This window comes from Microbacterium sp. 77mftsu3.1, assembly GCF_900100525.1.
Classification (GTDB): Bacteria; Actinomycetota; Actinomycetes; order Actinomycetales; family Microbacteriaceae; genus Microbacterium; species Microbacterium aquilitoris.
In genome coordinates this window covers 158653-172048 of the sequence record NZ_FNCR01000001.1, presented here as the reverse complement: position 1 = coordinate 172048, position 13396 = coordinate 158653, and the positions used below count along the sequence as shown (strand labels likewise).

The 13396-nt window shown below is 69.3% G+C and carries 18 protein-coding genes and 1 pseudogene; 16 read left to right on the top strand and 3 right to left on the bottom strand.

Annotated features, from left to right (window positions below; translation table 11 throughout):
- Nucleotides 1–148: 148 nt before the first annotated feature.
- The gene (locus BLR68_RS00970) at nt 149–418 is read right to left on the bottom strand and encodes a hypothetical protein (protein WP_256335285.1); all 270 of its coding nucleotides are present in this window, start codon (nt 416–418) and stop codon (nt 149–151) included.
- Between the two features lie 311 nt (nt 419–729).
- Here BLR68_RS00970 and BLR68_RS18125 point away from each other — a divergent pair, with 311 nt between their 5' ends.
- From BLR68_RS18125 to BLR68_RS00925, 9 genes and pseudogenes are all read left to right on the top strand, one after another.
- A complete protein-coding gene (locus tag BLR68_RS18125; protein ID WP_256335284.1) occupies nt 730–1101 on the top strand; it encodes a hypothetical protein in 372 nt (123 codons plus the stop codon).
- Nucleotides 1102–1147: 46 nt separating this feature from the next.
- Nucleotides 1148–1390, top strand: coding sequence for a DUF3263 domain-containing protein (locus BLR68_RS00960; RefSeq protein WP_018188141.1), 243 nt, complete (start codon nt 1148–1150; stop codon nt 1388–1390).
- Between the two features lie 66 nt (nt 1391–1456).
- Nucleotides 1457–2179: pseudogene (locus BLR68_RS00955) on the top strand (CpaF family protein); the annotation flags it as partial.
- Nucleotides 2176–3036: a type II secretion system F family protein gene (locus BLR68_RS00950; protein ID WP_091362287.1), complete on the top strand. Its 861-nt coding sequence runs from the start codon at nt 2176–2178 to the stop codon at nt 3034–3036. The pseudogene BLR68_RS00955 and the gene BLR68_RS00950, both read left to right, overlap by 4 nt.
- Nucleotides 3033–3944 carry a type II secretion system F family protein gene (locus tag BLR68_RS00945; protein WP_018188138.1) on the top strand — a complete coding sequence of 304 codons (912 nt, stop codon included), beginning with the start codon at nt 3033–3035 and terminating at the stop codon, nt 3942–3944. Before BLR68_RS00950 ends, BLR68_RS00945 begins: the two co-directional genes overlap by 4 nt.
- Nucleotides 3945–3969: 25 nt before the next feature.
- Nucleotides 3970–4173, top strand: coding sequence for a hypothetical protein (locus BLR68_RS00940; RefSeq protein WP_018188137.1), 204 nt, complete (start codon nt 3970–3972; stop codon nt 4171–4173).
- Between the two features lie 9 nt (nt 4174–4182).
- The gene (locus tag BLR68_RS00935; protein ID WP_018188136.1) at nt 4183–4572 is read left to right on the top strand and encodes a TadE/TadG family type IV pilus assembly protein; all 390 of its coding nucleotides are present in this window, start codon (nt 4183–4185) and stop codon (nt 4570–4572) included.
- A complete protein-coding gene (locus BLR68_RS00930) occupies nt 4547–5014 on the top strand; it encodes a TadE/TadG family type IV pilus assembly protein (protein ID WP_018188135.1) in 468 nt (155 codons plus the stop codon). Before BLR68_RS00935 ends, BLR68_RS00930 begins: the two co-directional genes overlap by 26 nt.
- Nucleotides 5011–5418 (top strand): pilus assembly protein TadG-related protein, encoded by a 408-nt coding sequence (locus tag BLR68_RS00925; RefSeq protein WP_018188134.1) that lies wholly within the window; start codon nt 5011–5013, stop codon nt 5416–5418. The genes BLR68_RS00930 and BLR68_RS00925 overlap by 4 nt, the downstream gene beginning before the upstream one ends.
- A gap of 28 nt (nt 5419–5446) precedes the next feature.
- On the opposite strand, the gene BLR68_RS00920 is transcribed toward BLR68_RS00925, so the two are convergent.
- Together BLR68_RS00920 and BLR68_RS00915 are read right to left on the bottom strand one after the other, a co-directional pair.
- The gene (locus tag BLR68_RS00920; RefSeq protein ID WP_018188133.1) at nt 5447–5860 is read right to left on the bottom strand and encodes a hypothetical protein; all 414 of its coding nucleotides are present in this window, start codon (nt 5858–5860) and stop codon (nt 5447–5449) included.
- A 166-nt stretch (nt 5861–6026) separates the two neighbouring features.
- Nucleotides 6027–7301: an MFS transporter gene (locus tag BLR68_RS00915; RefSeq protein ID WP_018188131.1), complete on the bottom strand. Its 1275-nt coding sequence runs from the start codon at nt 7299–7301 to the stop codon at nt 6027–6029.
- Nucleotides 7302–7327: 26 nt separating this feature from the next.
- Between BLR68_RS00915 and prfB the strand changes: the two genes are divergently transcribed.
- From prfB to ftsX, 7 genes are all read left to right on the top strand, one after another.
- On the top strand, nt 7328–8437 hold the full coding sequence (prfB, locus tag BLR68_RS00910) for a peptide chain release factor 2 (RefSeq protein ID WP_020665420.1): 1110 nt from the start codon (nt 7328–7330) through the stop codon (nt 8435–8437).
- Between the two features lie 114 nt (nt 8438–8551).
- Complete coding sequence (locus BLR68_RS00905) at nt 8552–9373, top strand: DUF4397 domain-containing protein (protein ID WP_018188129.1); 822 nt, start codon at nt 8552–8554, stop codon at nt 9371–9373.
- A 10-nt stretch (nt 9374–9383) separates the two neighbouring features.
- Nucleotides 9384–10025, top strand: coding sequence for a class F sortase (locus BLR68_RS00900; RefSeq protein WP_018188128.1), 642 nt, complete (start codon nt 9384–9386; stop codon nt 10023–10025).
- Nucleotides 10022–10606 carry an RNA polymerase sigma factor gene (locus tag BLR68_RS00895; protein WP_018188127.1) on the top strand — a complete coding sequence of 195 codons (585 nt, stop codon included), beginning with the start codon at nt 10022–10024 and terminating at the stop codon, nt 10604–10606. The genes BLR68_RS00900 and BLR68_RS00895 overlap by 4 nt, the downstream gene beginning before the upstream one ends.
- Nucleotides 10593–11336, top strand: coding sequence for an anti-sigma factor (locus BLR68_RS00890; RefSeq protein WP_018188126.1), 744 nt, complete (start codon nt 10593–10595; stop codon nt 11334–11336). The genes BLR68_RS00895 and BLR68_RS00890 overlap by 14 nt, the downstream gene beginning before the upstream one ends.
- 57 nt (nt 11337–11393) lie before the next feature.
- Nucleotides 11394–12476, top strand: a complete 1083-nt coding sequence (gene ftsE, locus BLR68_RS00885) for a cell division ATP-binding protein FtsE (RefSeq protein WP_018188125.1) — start codon at nt 11394–11396, stop codon at nt 12474–12476.
- Nucleotides 12473–13387, top strand: a complete 915-nt coding sequence (gene ftsX / locus BLR68_RS00880; RefSeq protein ID WP_018188124.1) for a permease-like cell division protein FtsX — start codon at nt 12473–12475, stop codon at nt 13385–13387. Before ftsE ends, ftsX begins: the two co-directional genes overlap by 4 nt.
- Nucleotides 13388–13396: the final 9 nt, after the last annotated feature.

Here is a 13396-nt window from a genome sequence, read left to right as displayed (position 1 = left end):
TCGGCCTTGATCGCTCGTTCCTGGGCGTAAAGCTCGGCGGGGGACATACTCGGAATGATGCGGAAATCCATCGGGGATCTTCTCTCTGTTTGGGACGACCCCCCCTGGCTGGGAGGGCTGACGCTAACACGACCCGCCGACGCTCACCTCATAGCTGCTCGTCGACGGCCCCGACCCACACCCAGCAGCGGTGCTCCTGCCCCTCAACGGTGAACGTGATGCCAACCGCGGACGGGGTCCAGCGCGCGGCGATCGCATCGACACGGACGGGCGTGTCCCCGAACCGCACCCACGCTTTCACCTTGCGGCGCGGCTTCGGGTCGACGGTCAGTGGCACCTCGTCGAGGCGTAGCTCGAGCGGAGTGAGCGTCTGCAGGGGAGCGTCTCTCGCTGCTACCTGCAGTGCGCGATCGTTCATGCGTGCGTCGACCGCGGTGGCGTAGCGCCTGTTCGTTCCCAAAGCCGGATGATCCTTCCTCCGGCCGAGAGACTGCCATGGTACGCCGACATCTCGCCCGAGCACCGGTCCGGTGCCCTCCGCGCTCGACCTATCGCTAGAGTCCCAGCATGGGGGAAGCGAAACCTGGGTGGTACGAGGACGGCTCTGGCCGTCTCCGCTGGTACGACGGCAAGCGGTGGACGGACTCGTGGAAAGACAAGCCTGGCACCACGCCACCGCCACCATCCACGCCTCCACCCCCCACACCCGGGACCGAGTGGAACGCCGCGATGGACAAAGCCGCCGCACCTGATCTGCAGAAGCAGGGCAAAGGATCCGGGTTCTGGGGATGCCTCGGATGCCTCGGGGTTGTCCTCGTGGCAGTCGTAGTCTTCGGGATCACCGGCGCTAACTCGGGCGGCGGATCACGCGACTCGGCCGAGGCGATTGCTCAGTGCGAGAACCGCATCGAGCGGTTGCTGAAATCACCATCCACAGCGCGCTTCAATTCGTCCGCCTCGGGCAGTGGAACGCTCAAGGTGACCGGGACTGTCGACTCCGAGAATGGATTCGGCGCGATGATTCGCTCATCGTTCGGATGCACTGTGGTCCTCAATGAGGAAACGAACACCGCGACGACGACTGTCGACTATCTAAACTAGGCCGGCGCCCAGCGGGAGTGTCGGAGGCACGTGCGAACCTCGCCTCATGTCAGTCCCATCCACCCGCGAACTCCTAGCGTTCGAGGCCAGCCACCCGAACCATCCGCCCGACAAGCAGACCGCCATCGAGCGCGAGTTCGGCGTGACAGCCGCGCGCTACTACCAACTGCTCGGCCGGGTCGTCGATGACCCTGCAGCTGCGAACCTCGACCCGATGCTGACTCACCGGCTTCGACGTCTCCGCGATCGCGCTGACTCGCGACGCCGCGCTGCTCAGCGCATCGCCTGACCCGCCCCTTCACGCCCCGCCGCCCTTCTGGGATGGCGGGGCGTTTCGTCGTTCCGGGCTCATATCGGTTCGCGATACACCGTGCACGTCGTCATCCCCGATATCACCCGTCGGCACTGGGCCGTCAACATCCGGAAGTTCCTCACCCGCTTCCGCACCCTGGACGATCTGGTCGCAGCCGGGTCGGTCCGCCCCGAGGCGGCCTCGGTGCTGCGAGCCGCGATGCGCGACGGCACGAGCGTCATCGTCTCCGGAGCCACGCACGCAGGGAAGACGACCCTACTCGGCGCGCTCATCGCGTCCGCTCCTGCCGAGGACCGCATCGTCACGGTCGAGGAGACGTTCGAGCTCAACGCCCAGGCTCCCGACCTCGTCGCCCTCCAAGGTCGTCAGCCGAGCCTCGAGGGAACGGGTGAGGTGCCGCTCCGCCGCTTGGTCAAGGAGGCTCTCCGTATGCGGCCCGACCGCCTGGTCGTGGGAGAGGTCCGCGATGCCGAGGCGCTCGATCTGCTGCTCGCGCTGAACACCGGCGTGCCCGGCGCGGCGACGATCCACGCGAACTCCGCGGGCGACGCGCTGCGCAAGCTGGCATCGCTGCCGCTCCTGGCCGGTCGCAACATCGACCGCGACTTCCTCCTGCCGGCCATCGCCGCGTCCGTCGGCCTGGTCGTGCATTGCCGACGGGATGTCGCCGGTCGGCGAGCCGTCGTCGAGATCATTGCGCCCACCGGGCGGGTCGTCGACGGCGCCGTCGAGACGCGTCGCGTGTTCGGGGGTGAGGGCGTGTGACGACCATCCTGGGGCTCACCCTGGCCGCCGGCATCCTGCTCACGCTCGCACCCTGGCTCTGGCCTCCGCGTGCGCGCCGTGCAGAGGCGCCGCAGCGCGATGGCACCGTCGCCCGGCTCCTGCAAGCCGCGGGATTCGGCCACGCGACGACGGGCCACCTCGCCTCGATCAGTCTGGCCGCCGCCGCCGTCGCAGGGGCGATCATCTGGTTGATCACCGCACTCCCCGCCTTCGCCGCCGTCGCCGCGGTGGCCGGATTCTTCGCGCCTGCGGGATGGCTCCGCGGGCGCGCGCGGCGATTGCAGAAGAGCCGCCGTCAGATGTGGCCGGATGTGTGCGACCTCCTCGTCGCCTCCGTCCGGTCGGGCATGTCCCTGCCCGACGCGGTGTCGGCGCTGGGGGAGGTCGGTCCGCCGTCGCTGCGTCCCGCGTTCAGCGCGTTCTCCTCGGACGTGTCGGCCTCCGGTCACTTCGATTCGAGCGCTCTCCGCCTGAAGGCGCGGCTCGCCGACCCCGTCGCCGACCGCATCATCGAAGCCCTGCGGATGGCGCGCCAGGTCGGAGGCACGGAGCTCACGAGCGTCCTCCGCGCCCTCTCGGCGTCCGTGCGCGCCGAGGCCGCGCTCCGGGCCGAGATCGAAGCCCGGCAGTCCTGGATCCGCGGCGCTGCGGTTCTCGGTGTCGTCGCGCCATGGGTGATCCTCGGTCTGCTCGCGCTGCGCCCCGAGGGCGCCGCCGCATACAGCAGTCCCGAAGGCGTCGCGGTCATCCTCCTGGGAGCGGCGGTGTCCGTCGTCGCCTTCCGCCTCATGGTCGGCATCGGCCGCCTCCCGGAGCCGCGGCGGTGGTTCGCATGAGCGGGCTGACCGAACTCGCGCTCGCCATCGTGCTCGGGGGCGCTTTCGCAGCCGGCCTCGTCCTGGTCTCAACCCGGATCCCGCGTCTGGCGGCGCCGACGCTCTCACGTCGGATCGCACCGTATCTGCGCGACATCGCCGATCCGCGGGGCCTCACCCCTTTGGCATCCGCCCGCGGCGACTGGCGCACCCGCCGGGACCGTGTCATCTCCTCTTTCGGCGGCGCCGCCCGACTCGAGCACCGTCTCCGTCAGGCCGGGTGGACGCAGGATGCCGCGGCATTCCGCGCCCGCCAGCTCACCTGGGTCCTCCTCGGCGGGCTCTTCGGCGGGGTCGTGCTGGTCGTCCTCGCCCTCGCCGGCCGGCTCACTCCCGGGTCCGCGCTCCTGCCGCCCGTCCTGGCGCTCTCGGCCGCCGCGGTGCTCGATCTGCGGCTCACGTCCGCGGCCCGCCGCAGGCGTGCGCGCGTCGAGGAGGAGCTCCCGACACTTCTCGAGTTCCTGTCCCTCTGCCTCGCGGCGGGCGAGGGTCTGCGCGACGCACTCAGGCGGGTGGGGGAGATCGGCACCGGCGAGCTCACGGTCGAGATCCGCCGCGCGGTCCTCGACAGCGGCACCGGCTCGAACCTGTCCGACGCGCTCCTCGATCTCGGGCGGCGCCTCGACGTTCCCACGCTCTCCCGTGCGATCGAGCACCTCGTCGCGGCGATCGACCGCGGCGCGCCCTTGGCGGGTGTGCTGCAGGCACAGGCCGGCGACGCGCGCGAGGACGCCAAACGATCGCTCATCGAGCAGGCAGGGAAGAAGGAGATCGCGATGCTCTTCCCGATCGTCTTCCTCCTCCTCCCCATGAGCGTCCTGTTCGCGGTCTTCCCCGGCATCGTCATGCTGCGCCTCGGGGTCGGCTGACCACCTGATCCGAAAGGAGAACATCATGATCCGTCCCTCTCTGGCGAGACTCCGCACCGCGTGGGGTGCCGTCCTCACCCGCCTCCGCGATGACGAACGCGGCGACGTCCCCGGCTGGGTGCTGATCACCCTCATGACCGCCGGCCTGGTCGTCGTGATCTGGGCGCTCGCGGGACCTGCCCTGTCGCAGCTGTTCCAGCAGGCGATCGACCAGGTCTCCAGCTTCTGAGGGCGAAGGATGCGGCGGCTGCTCTCCGATGAACGCGGCTCGACTCCGGTCGAGTTCGTGCTCGTCGGCGTGTTGCTGACCGTCCTGACCCTCGGTGTCCTGCAGCTGGGGCTCGCCGTCTACGTCCGGAACGTCGTGCACGATGCTGCTGTCGAGGGCGCCTATTACGCCGCCCTGGCCGACGTCGACACGCAAGCGGGAGCGGCCCGCACGCGCGACATCGTCGAGCGCACCGTGGGCGGGGATTTCCTGGAAAGCGTGACGGCGACGGATTCACGGGGTCTGGGATACGACACCGTTTCCGTGACGGTGACGACCGCGCTCCCGCTCGTCGGCCTCCTCGGCGTTCCGCACGGGTGGGAGGTGACCGTCCATGCTCCGGCCGAGAGCTTCGACTGAGCGTTTCGCGGAGGACGAGCGCGGGTCCGCGGCACTGGAGTTCATCGTCGGCGGCGTCGTCCTGCTCGTCCCCATCGTCTATCTCGTCGTGACCCTCGGGCTCATCCAGTCGCACGCGCTGGGAGTCGAAGCGGCGTCGAGGCACGTGGTGCGGGCCGTGGCATCCGCCGAAAGCGCGGAGGACGCCGACGACCGTGCCGCGACCATCTTGGACGCCCTGGCGCGCGAGTACGACATCCCGAGGGACTCGCTCGCTGTCGACGTCTCGTGCGTCGGAACTGCTGCGTCGTGCCCGGCCGCAGGCGCGATCGTCCGGGTGACCGTCGCCTCGTCCGTCCCGTTGCCTCTCGTGCCGCCGGTCCTCGGCCTCGACCAGGCGGCCCGTGTGGGCGTCGAGTCGTCGTCGGTCCAGAAGGTCTCGCGCTACTGGAGAGACGGATGATCCGCCGCGACGAAGAAGGAAGCGTGCTCCTGCTCACGATCGGCTACGCGCTTCTCGCGCTCGTCCTCGTGTTCGTCTCGGTGGACGCCACGAGTCTGTACCTCGCGCACAAGCGCACGCAGGCCGCAGCGGATGCCGCGGCTCTCGCGGGCGCGGACGGGTTCACGCTCGACGTCGTGGCTGATCAGCCGCGCGCGCAGCTCACCGATGAAGGGGTGCGGGAACAGGCTGGGGCGATCGTCGCGGTCGAAGACGACGTGACGCTCGTGACCGCGGGCTCACCGGACGGAGTATCCGCGCGAGTGACGGTGTCGACGACGTGGCATCCGCCGATATCCTCGCTCTTCGTTCCCGCCGGGGTGGTGCTCGACGCGACCGCCACGAGCCGGACGGCGCTCGACTGAGCCGCATGCGGCCGCGGGAGTCCGGATGTCAGTGCGCGTCCGCGTTCCGGATGAGCTCGAACCGCCGATCGGCTTCGGCTCGCTGAGCCTCGACGGTCGTCACGGTCTCCGGGTCGGCCGGCTCGAAGACGTCGACGAGATCACCGATCCGGTCCGTTCCGACGCGGTAGGCGCGGAGCCCGCCGCCCTGGTCGCGCACCATCCCGCTCGGCCACACATCCATCTGCGCACCCACGACACTGATGCGCCACCCGAGCGGTTCGAGGTGTCCGCGTACACGGCAGAGCGCCTCGAACGCGTCGTCGGCGATCTCGTCGATCGTGTCGAACCGGGCGCTCGAGATCGTGACGGCGTACCGCCACCCCTCGCGCCGCCAGCCGATGGTCGCCGGAACGGTCTCCTCCCCGCGGCGCACCGCGATCTCGAGGGAACGGCCCGTCATGGCACGTTGACGATGTCGGCGGGGTCTGTGGCGATGTCGACGAGCTGCTGGAGGTTCGACGAACGGTTCGTGTTCCACGCGCTCATGGTCGCTGGCCCTTGTCGTCGACCGATTGGATGACGCTCTCGAGGTCTGTACCCAAGTTGCGGACGAGAAGGGCGAGCGGTCAGCGGTTCACGTGCGGGAGGAACCGCGGCAGCCAGCGGATGAAGGCGAGGGCTCCGAGCAGCCCGATGACGCCGACGGCCCCCGCCGCGAACGACAGCGACGAGACGGCCGTGATGCCCGTGACGATCAGCGGGGTGGTGGCACCGCCGGCATCCGTCAATGTGCGCCACGACCCGAGGAAGGGCGCCGGATCATCCTTCGGTGCGAGATCTGCACCGATCGTCAGCAGGATGCCGCTGGACAGGCCGTTGCCCACGCCCAGCACCGCCGCGAACATCGCGAACCACATCTCGGCACTCGCGCCGTCGTGCGTGACCGAGAGGGCGAGGAAGCCGCTCCCCATCAGGACCATCGCCGGAAGTGCGGCCCAGAGTCGTCCGAACCGGTCCATCACCTGCCCGCTCGCGTAGAAGAGGGCGAAGTCGAGCGCGCCGGAGATGCCGACGACGAGGGCGATCGACTGTGCGTCCAGCCCGATCGATACGCCCCACAACGGCAGGACGACCTGACGTGCGGACCGGACCGCCGAGAGGCTCGCCGCAGCCAGTCCGACACGCGACAGCACCCGACGGTGCAGCCACATTGTGCGGAACACGCCCACCCGCCCGGCGATGGGGATCGAGCCGGTCACGGGTTCACCGGAGTCCTCGGCCTCGTGGCTGCGGACCGTCTCGGCGACGAACTGCTTCTCGGGGTCGGGTCCGAAGGTCACCAGCACGATGAGGGCGACGAGGCAGACGGCGAAGAACCAGATCGTCGACCGCTCGTCGCCGAACAGTCCGATGAGTGCCGCCGCGATGAAGGGACCCGTGAACATCCCGAGGCGGAACGTCCCGCCCAGAAGCGACAGCGCACGAGCGCGGAACATGACCGGCACACGGGTGGTCATGAAGGAGTGGCGCGCCAGGCCGAACGCGGCGGCGCAGGAGCCGATGAGGAACACCGCACCGGCGAATACCGGCAGGGACGGCACCAGGGCGGCGGTCAGCGAGACGACGAGTGCAAGAGAGCCCGCGGCGATCATCGTCACTCGCTCGCCGAACCGGGCGACCGCCCAGCCCGCGGGCAGATTGCCGACGAGCTGCCCGACGACCAGCAACGAGGCGATGAGGGCCGACAGGGCGACATCCGCCCCCTGGTTGCTTGCGAGGATCGGGATGAGGGGGAGCACCGCTCCCTCGCCGATCGCGAAGAGGACGGTCGGCGCGTAGACCATGGGGCCGAAACGCCAGAGCACCTCCCGGGCAGTGGGGGAGTCGGGTCGGTCGGTCATCGCCATCCACGTTACTCTGGAGTGTCATGCTTGAATTCGATCCGTCTGTGCAGATCCAGGCCCTCCGTTCCACCTTCGGTGAGATCAAGGCGGTCGTCGATGTCGACGCGCTCACCGCCGAGATCGCCCGTCTCTCCGACGAGGCGGGCGCTCCCGATCTCTGGGACGACGTGGAGAAGGCGCAGAAGGTCACCAGCGCCCTGAGCCACCGTCAGTCCGAGCTGAAGCGCGTCACCGAGGTCGAGCAGCGACTCGACGACGTCGAGGTGCTCGTCGAGCTCGCCCAGGAGATGGACGACGAGGAATCCGCCGAAGAGGCTCGCCGCGAGATCGTCGACCTCGAGAAGGTCATCAGCCAGCTCGAGGTGCAGACGCTCCTTGACGGCGAGTACGACGATCGCGGCGCGGTCGTCACGATCCGCTCGGGTGCCGGTGGCGACGACGCCACTGACTTCGCCGAGATGCTCATGCGCATGTACCTGCGGTGGGCCGAGCGCCACAAGTACCCCGTCAAGGTGATGGACACGTCCTTCGCCGAGGGCGCGGGCATCAAGTCCGCGACGTTCGAAGTCGACGCCCCCTACGCGTACGGAACGCTGTCGGTCGAAGCCGGCACGCACCGTCTCGCCCGCATCAGCCCGTTCGGCTCAGCCGATAAGCGTCAGACGAGCTTCGCCGCCGTCGAGGTGATCCCGGTGATGGAGGAGGCCCAGGAGGTCGACATCCCCGAAGGTGACATCCGCGTCGACGTCTTCCGCTCGTCGGGCCCCGGTGGTCAGTCGGTCAACACGACGGACTCCGCGGTCCGCCTCACGCACCTCCCGAGCGGCATCGTCGTCTCGATGCAGAACGAGAAGAGCCAGATCCAGAACCGCGCCGCAGCCATGCGCGTGCTGCAGACGCGGCTCATGCTCCTCCAGAAGGAAGAGGAGGCGGCGAAGAAGAAGGAACTCGCCGGTACGATCACGGCGAGCTGGGGCGACCAGATGCGCTCCTACTTCCTCTACGGCCAGCAGCTCGTCAAGGACCTTCGGACCGGCCACGAGGTCGGAAACCCCGCCGTCGTTTTCGACGGAGACCTCGACGGGTTCATCGCGGCCGGCATCCGCTGGCGCAAGCGCAAAGACGACGACTGATCCACGCCGGGTGGGCTGAAAGAATTTTCATCCACCTGCATCCATACGGGGCGGACAGCCGGAATACCTCTGTGACAGCGCGAACAGCTCGCGCCGGATCAGAAGGAGTTCCTCATGCGCAAGACACTCTCTGCGGGCGTGGCTCTCGGTGCCGCCGTGGCCTTCGCCGCTTTCGTCCCCGCATCGGCCGCGACGTCGGACGATGCAGACCTCGCGGTGCTGCACGCGATCCCCGACACCCCGGTCGACGTTTATGTCGACGGCAAGCTGACGATCGACGACTTCCAGCCCGGCGACCTCGGTGGTCCGCTGCAGCTGCCCGGCGGCACCTACTCGGTCGCCCTGACGGCGGCGGACGCGACGGATGACTCCGCGCCCGTCCTCGGACCCATCGACCTCACTCTCGAGGCGGGAAAGAACTACACCGCGGTCGCGCACCTCGACGCCGCAGGCCAGCCCGCGGCGAACCTCTTCACCAACGACACGTCGAAGACCGCCGCCGGCGAAGGCCGGCTCACGGTCCGGCACGTCGCCGCCGCCCCGGCCGTCGATGTGCTGGCCGGTGGGGAAGCGGTCATCAGCGGGCTCGAGAACCCGAACGAGGAGTCGCTCGACCTGCCCGCCGGAACGGTCAGCGCGTCCGTCGCCCTCGCCGGCACGACCGACCCTGTTATCGGGCCGGCAGACGTCGACGTCGCGGAGGGCGAGCTGACGGTCGTCTACGCGTGGGGATCGGCTGAGGCCGGCAACCTCGCGCTCGCGACGCAGACGATCGACGGCCTGCACTCGGGCCCCGGTGGGGTCAACACCGGCTCGGCCGGGCTGGTCGCCGAGAACGGTACGAATGGCTGGGTGTTCGCCGGCGGTGCCGCGCTCATCGCCGGGCTGCTCGCCGGTGGCGTCTACGCGACCCGAGCCGCCAAGGCTCGCCGCTGAGGTCACCGAGATGCGCCGCCTGCTCCCGCCCACCGTCGTCTTGACGGTCATGATGCTCGCGGCCTGCGCGCCGGTCCCGGAGGCGGATCCCTCCTCCGGGACCGGCACCGGTGCGACCGGGACGGTCTCCCCGACTCCGGCGACCCCCACGCCGGAGGTCTCCGTCCCGGTCGCACCGGCCACCCCGGTAGCCCTCGACCCGGTGCCTGCGCCCGAGCGCCTCAGGCTGGACGCTCTGGGCGTCGACATGCCGGTCGAGCCCGTCGGCGTCCAAGCCGGCGGCGAGATGCAGATCCCGGAGCGGCCGTCGACAGCCGGGTGGTACCGCTTCGGTGTCGCGCCGGCCGATGACGCAGGGACCACGGTGATCGCCGCGCACGTCGACGACCGGGAGTTCGGCATCGGTCCGCTGGCGAAGCTCCGCGAAGCCCGTGCCGGTGACGTCGTCACGGTGACGGATGCCGACGGTGCCGCCACCGACTACGTCACCGAGTCCGTGACCTACATCCCTCGGGCCGAGCTTCCGGTCGACCGGCTGTTCACCCGCGACGGACCCCGCATGCTCGCCGTGATCACCTGCGGTGGTGATTTCGACCAGCAGACCCGGACCTACAGCGATAACGTGGTGCTCATTGCACGGGCCCGGTCATGAGTCTGACCACCGAGCCCCGGCTCGCTGCACGGAAGGAGCAGGCCGTAGACGACGACATGCAGCTCGCGGAGAGGTTCGCGACCGGCGACGAGACGGCGGTGAAGGCCATGTACGACCGCTGGTCGAGGATCGTCTACACCCTGGCGGTGCGCTCTCTGGGCGACACCGCCGAGGCGGAGGACGTCACGCAGCGGACCTTCGTGTCGGCCTGGACCTCGCGCTCGTCGTTCCGGCCGGGCCGGGCACCGCTGGGCGCGTGGCTCATCACGATCGCCCGGCGCCGCATCGCCGACGCCCACGAGGCCCGTGCGCGCGCGGCGCGCCTCGAGGAGGCCCTCAAGTCGGTCGTGCCCGAGTCCACGGTCGAGCACGACCTCTCGGATGCGATGCTCGTCGCCGACGAGGTGGCCCAGCTCGAACCCGACGCCCGTGCGGTGCTCGCCCTCGCGTTCTACGAGGACCTCACCCATCAGCAGATCTCCGAACGGCTCGGGATGCCGCTGGGTACCGTGAAGAGTCACATCCGCCGAAGTCTCACCCGTCTGCGAAGCCGATTGGAGGCGCACCATGTCACATCTTGACCCCGAGGTCGCCGCTCTCCTCGCGATGGGTGAGCAGGCGTCCGACGAGGACCGCCGCCACCTGGATGCCTGTGCCGACTGCGCGGCGGAGGTCGCCTCCTTCGCGCGCGCCGTCCTCGCCGGCCGCGCCACCGGCGAGGGCGAAGCCCTGTTGACGCCTCCCGATCGCGTGTGGGAGTCCATCCGTTCCGAGCTCTCCCTGCCGGACGACACGGCCGAGCCCGCGGCTCACCCGCGAGAGGCATCCGTCGCCGCCCCCGCTCGCCCGCACGTCGCACCGAGACGTCGGCGGATGAGTCGGCGCCCCGTGTTCTTCGTCCTCGCCGGTGCCGTCGCGGCGGTCGTCGCGATCGTGACCGCCGTGTGGGCGTCCGGGGGCATCGTGCCGCGTCCGCAGGTGATCTCCGAGGCTCGACTGGACGGGTTCCCGTCGTGGTCGGGCGCTGTGGGGGAGGCTCTCCTCGAACGCGTGGACGGGCACGACCGCGTGAGTGTCGACCTCGACGCATCCGTCCCCGACGACGGCTACCGCGAGGTCTGGCTCCTGACGGGCGACGCCAGCGACCTGGTGAGTCTCGGCATCCTGGACGGCTCGTCCGGGACGTTCGACATCCCCGATGACATCGACCTCTCGAAGTTCACCGTCGTCGACATCTCGCAGGAGAACGTCGACGGCGATCCGGGACACTCGGGGGACTCCATCGTGCGGGGAACCCTGTCAGCCCCCTGAGTGCCCGGGAGTGTCGCTGACGGATGCCGCGGGCATCGCGCTTAGGCTCATCTGGCCATGATCCGGTTCGAAAAGGTCTCCAAGCGTTACCGCGGTACGAGCAAACCCGCCCTCAGCGACGTCGAATTCGATGTGCAGCGCGGTGAGTTCGTGTTCCTCGTCGGCGCCTCCGGCTCGGGGAAGTCCTCGTGCCTCCGTCTCATCCTCCGAGAGGACACGGCCTCCGACGGACGCGTCGTCGTCCTCGGGCGCGACGTGCGGGGTTTGAGCACCCGCAAGGTCCCGTACTTCCGCCGCCACATCGGGTCGGTGTTCCAGGACTTCCGCCTGCTCCCCAACAAGACGGTGTTCCAGAACGTCGCCTTCTCGCTTCAGGTCATCGGGTCCAGCCGCGCGTTCATCCAGCAGTCGGTGCCCGAGGCGCTCGCCCTCGTCGGTCTCGACGGCAAGGAGAAGCGCCTTCCGCACGAACTCTCCGGCGGTGAGCAGCAGCGCGTCGCCATCGCGCGCGCGATCGTCAACCGCCCCCAGATCCTCCTGGCTGACGAGCCGACCGGAAACCTCGACCCCGGCACTTCGATCGACATCATGCAGCTGCTCGCTCGCATCAACGCCGGCGGGACGACGGTCGTCATGGCCACCCACGAAGCCGGCTTCGTCGACCAGATGCAGCGCCGCGTCATCGAGCTCCGCGGCGGCGTCATCGTCCGCGACGAGCGCGGTGGCGGCTACGGTGACACTTCGAGTCTTCCCGTCCTCCGGCCGGAGACCGTCAAGGGCGCTGCGGCGACCGCGGCGCTGACGGCGGTCCTCGAGCTGCAGAAGCAGATCGTCTCCTCGGGCGACACCGGAGCCGTCGAGCCGCTGCCGGAGGTCGTGGAGCCCCCGGCGCCGCAGCCCGAGGCGGTGCTCCCCGCTGTCCCGGTCGTGAACGACCCGCCGGTTGCGGACTCGCCTCCGAACGAACAGCAGACGCAGGATGCCGCGACCCCGGCAGCCGCATCGGAGCCCGACACCGGCACCCGCGGCATCCCGATCGCGCCTGCCGAGATCGACCTGGCGGGTATCGACGGACTGGGGGCGGCCGACCGACTCGGGCTCGGGCGCCGTGACGAGGACGAAGTGGGGCCCACCGCATGAGAGCTCGTCTCGTCCTCGGTGAAGCGCTCACCGGCCTTCGCCGCAATGCCTCGATGGTGATCTCGGTCATCCTCGTCACCTTCGTCTCGCTCACCTTCGTCGGTGCCGCGATGCTCATGCAGATGCAGATCGCGAAGATGCAGGGGTACTGGGCGGAGCGCGCCCAGGTCGCGGTCTTCATGTGCCGGGACGGTTCGACGCAGACGACGTGCAGCGGCGGCGAGGCCTCCAAGGACCAGCTCGCGGCCGTGGCCGACAAGCTCAAGAGCCCCGCCCTCGACGGCATCGTCCGGAGCGTCCGTTTCGAGACCCGGGACGAGGCCTATCAGAACGTGCTCGACCTCATGGGCGAGGACTACAAGGACTTCATCACCCCGGCCCAGCTCAACGAGACCTACTGGGTCAACCTCGTCGACCCCACTCAGACGGAGGTCATCGACGAAGCGTTCAGCGGTATGGACGGTGTCGAGCAGGTGAAGGACCAGATGGAGTACCTGCAGCCGCTCTTCTCGGCGCTGACCATCGCGACCTACTTCGCCGTCGCCATCGCCGGGCTGATGCTGGTCGCGGCCGTCCTCCTGATCGCCACCACCATCCGGCTGTCCGCGTATGCCAGACGTAAGGAACTCGGCATCATGCGTCTCGTCGGGGCATCCAATCGTTTCATCCAGACCCCCTTCATCCTCGAAGGCGTGTTCGCGGCCCTCCTCGGCTCGGCGCTCGCGAGCGTGACGATCTGGCTGGGGGTGCAGTACGGCGTCCGAGGGTACCTCGTGAACGAGATCGACTTCGTGACCACCTGGATCGACGGAAGCGACGCGCTCCTGGTCATCCCGGTGATCGTCGGACTGGGGCTCGTCCTCGCTGCACTGTCGGCGAGCTTCGCGATCCGCAGATGGCTGCGCACCTGAGCCCTGCCC

What these genes read in the sequence shown, in the direction of transcription:
- BLR68_RS00905 (WP_018188129.1), top strand. Translation starts at nt 8,552, where the DNA reads ATGCGCAAGACACTCTCTGCGGGCGTGGCTCTCGGTGCCGCCGTGGCC.
- prfB (WP_020665420.1), top strand. Translation starts at nt 7,328, where the DNA reads ATGCTTGAATTCGATCCGTCTGTGCAGATCCAGGCCCTCCGTTCCACC.
- BLR68_RS00920 (WP_018188133.1), bottom strand. Translation starts at nt 5,860, where the DNA reads ATGACGGGCCGTTCCCTCGAGATCGCGGTGCGCCGCGGGGAGGAGACC.
- BLR68_RS00930 (WP_018188135.1), top strand. Translation starts at nt 4,547, where the DNA reads ATGCTCCGGCCGAGAGCTTCGACTGAGCGTTTCGCGGAGGACGAGCGC.
- BLR68_RS00895 (WP_018188127.1), top strand. Translation starts at nt 10,022, where the DNA reads ATGAGTCTGACCACCGAGCCCCGGCTCGCTGCACGGAAGGAGCAGGCC.
- BLR68_RS00915 (WP_018188131.1), bottom strand. Translation starts at nt 7,301, where the DNA reads ATGACCGACCGACCCGACTCCCCCACTGCCCGGGAGGTGCTCTGGCGT.
- BLR68_RS00960 (WP_018188141.1), top strand. Translation starts at nt 1,148, where the DNA reads ATGTCAGTCCCATCCACCCGCGAACTCCTAGCGTTCGAGGCCAGCCAC.
- ftsX (WP_018188124.1), top strand. Translation starts at nt 12,473, where the DNA reads ATGAGAGCTCGTCTCGTCCTCGGTGAAGCGCTCACCGGCCTTCGCCGC.
- BLR68_RS00970 (WP_256335285.1), bottom strand. Translation starts at nt 418, where the DNA reads ATGAACGATCGCGCACTGCAGGTAGCAGCGAGAGACGCTCCCCTGCAG.
- BLR68_RS00940 (WP_018188137.1), top strand. Translation starts at nt 3,970, where the DNA reads ATGATCCGTCCCTCTCTGGCGAGACTCCGCACCGCGTGGGGTGCCGTC.
- ftsE (WP_018188125.1), top strand. Translation starts at nt 11,394, where the DNA reads ATGATCCGGTTCGAAAAGGTCTCCAAGCGTTACCGCGGTACGAGCAAA.
- BLR68_RS00945 (WP_018188138.1), top strand. Translation starts at nt 3,033, where the DNA reads ATGAGCGGGCTGACCGAACTCGCGCTCGCCATCGTGCTCGGGGGCGCT.
- BLR68_RS00900 (WP_018188128.1), top strand. Translation starts at nt 9,384, where the DNA reads ATGCGCCGCCTGCTCCCGCCCACCGTCGTCTTGACGGTCATGATGCTC.
- BLR68_RS00925 (WP_018188134.1), top strand. Translation starts at nt 5,011, where the DNA reads ATGATCCGCCGCGACGAAGAAGGAAGCGTGCTCCTGCTCACGATCGGC.
- BLR68_RS00935 (WP_018188136.1), top strand. Translation starts at nt 4,183, where the DNA reads ATGCGGCGGCTGCTCTCCGATGAACGCGGCTCGACTCCGGTCGAGTTC.
- BLR68_RS00890 (WP_018188126.1), top strand. Translation starts at nt 10,593, where the DNA reads ATGTCACATCTTGACCCCGAGGTCGCCGCTCTCCTCGCGATGGGTGAG.
- BLR68_RS18125 (WP_256335284.1), top strand. Translation starts at nt 730, where the DNA reads ATGGACAAAGCCGCCGCACCTGATCTGCAGAAGCAGGGCAAAGGATCC.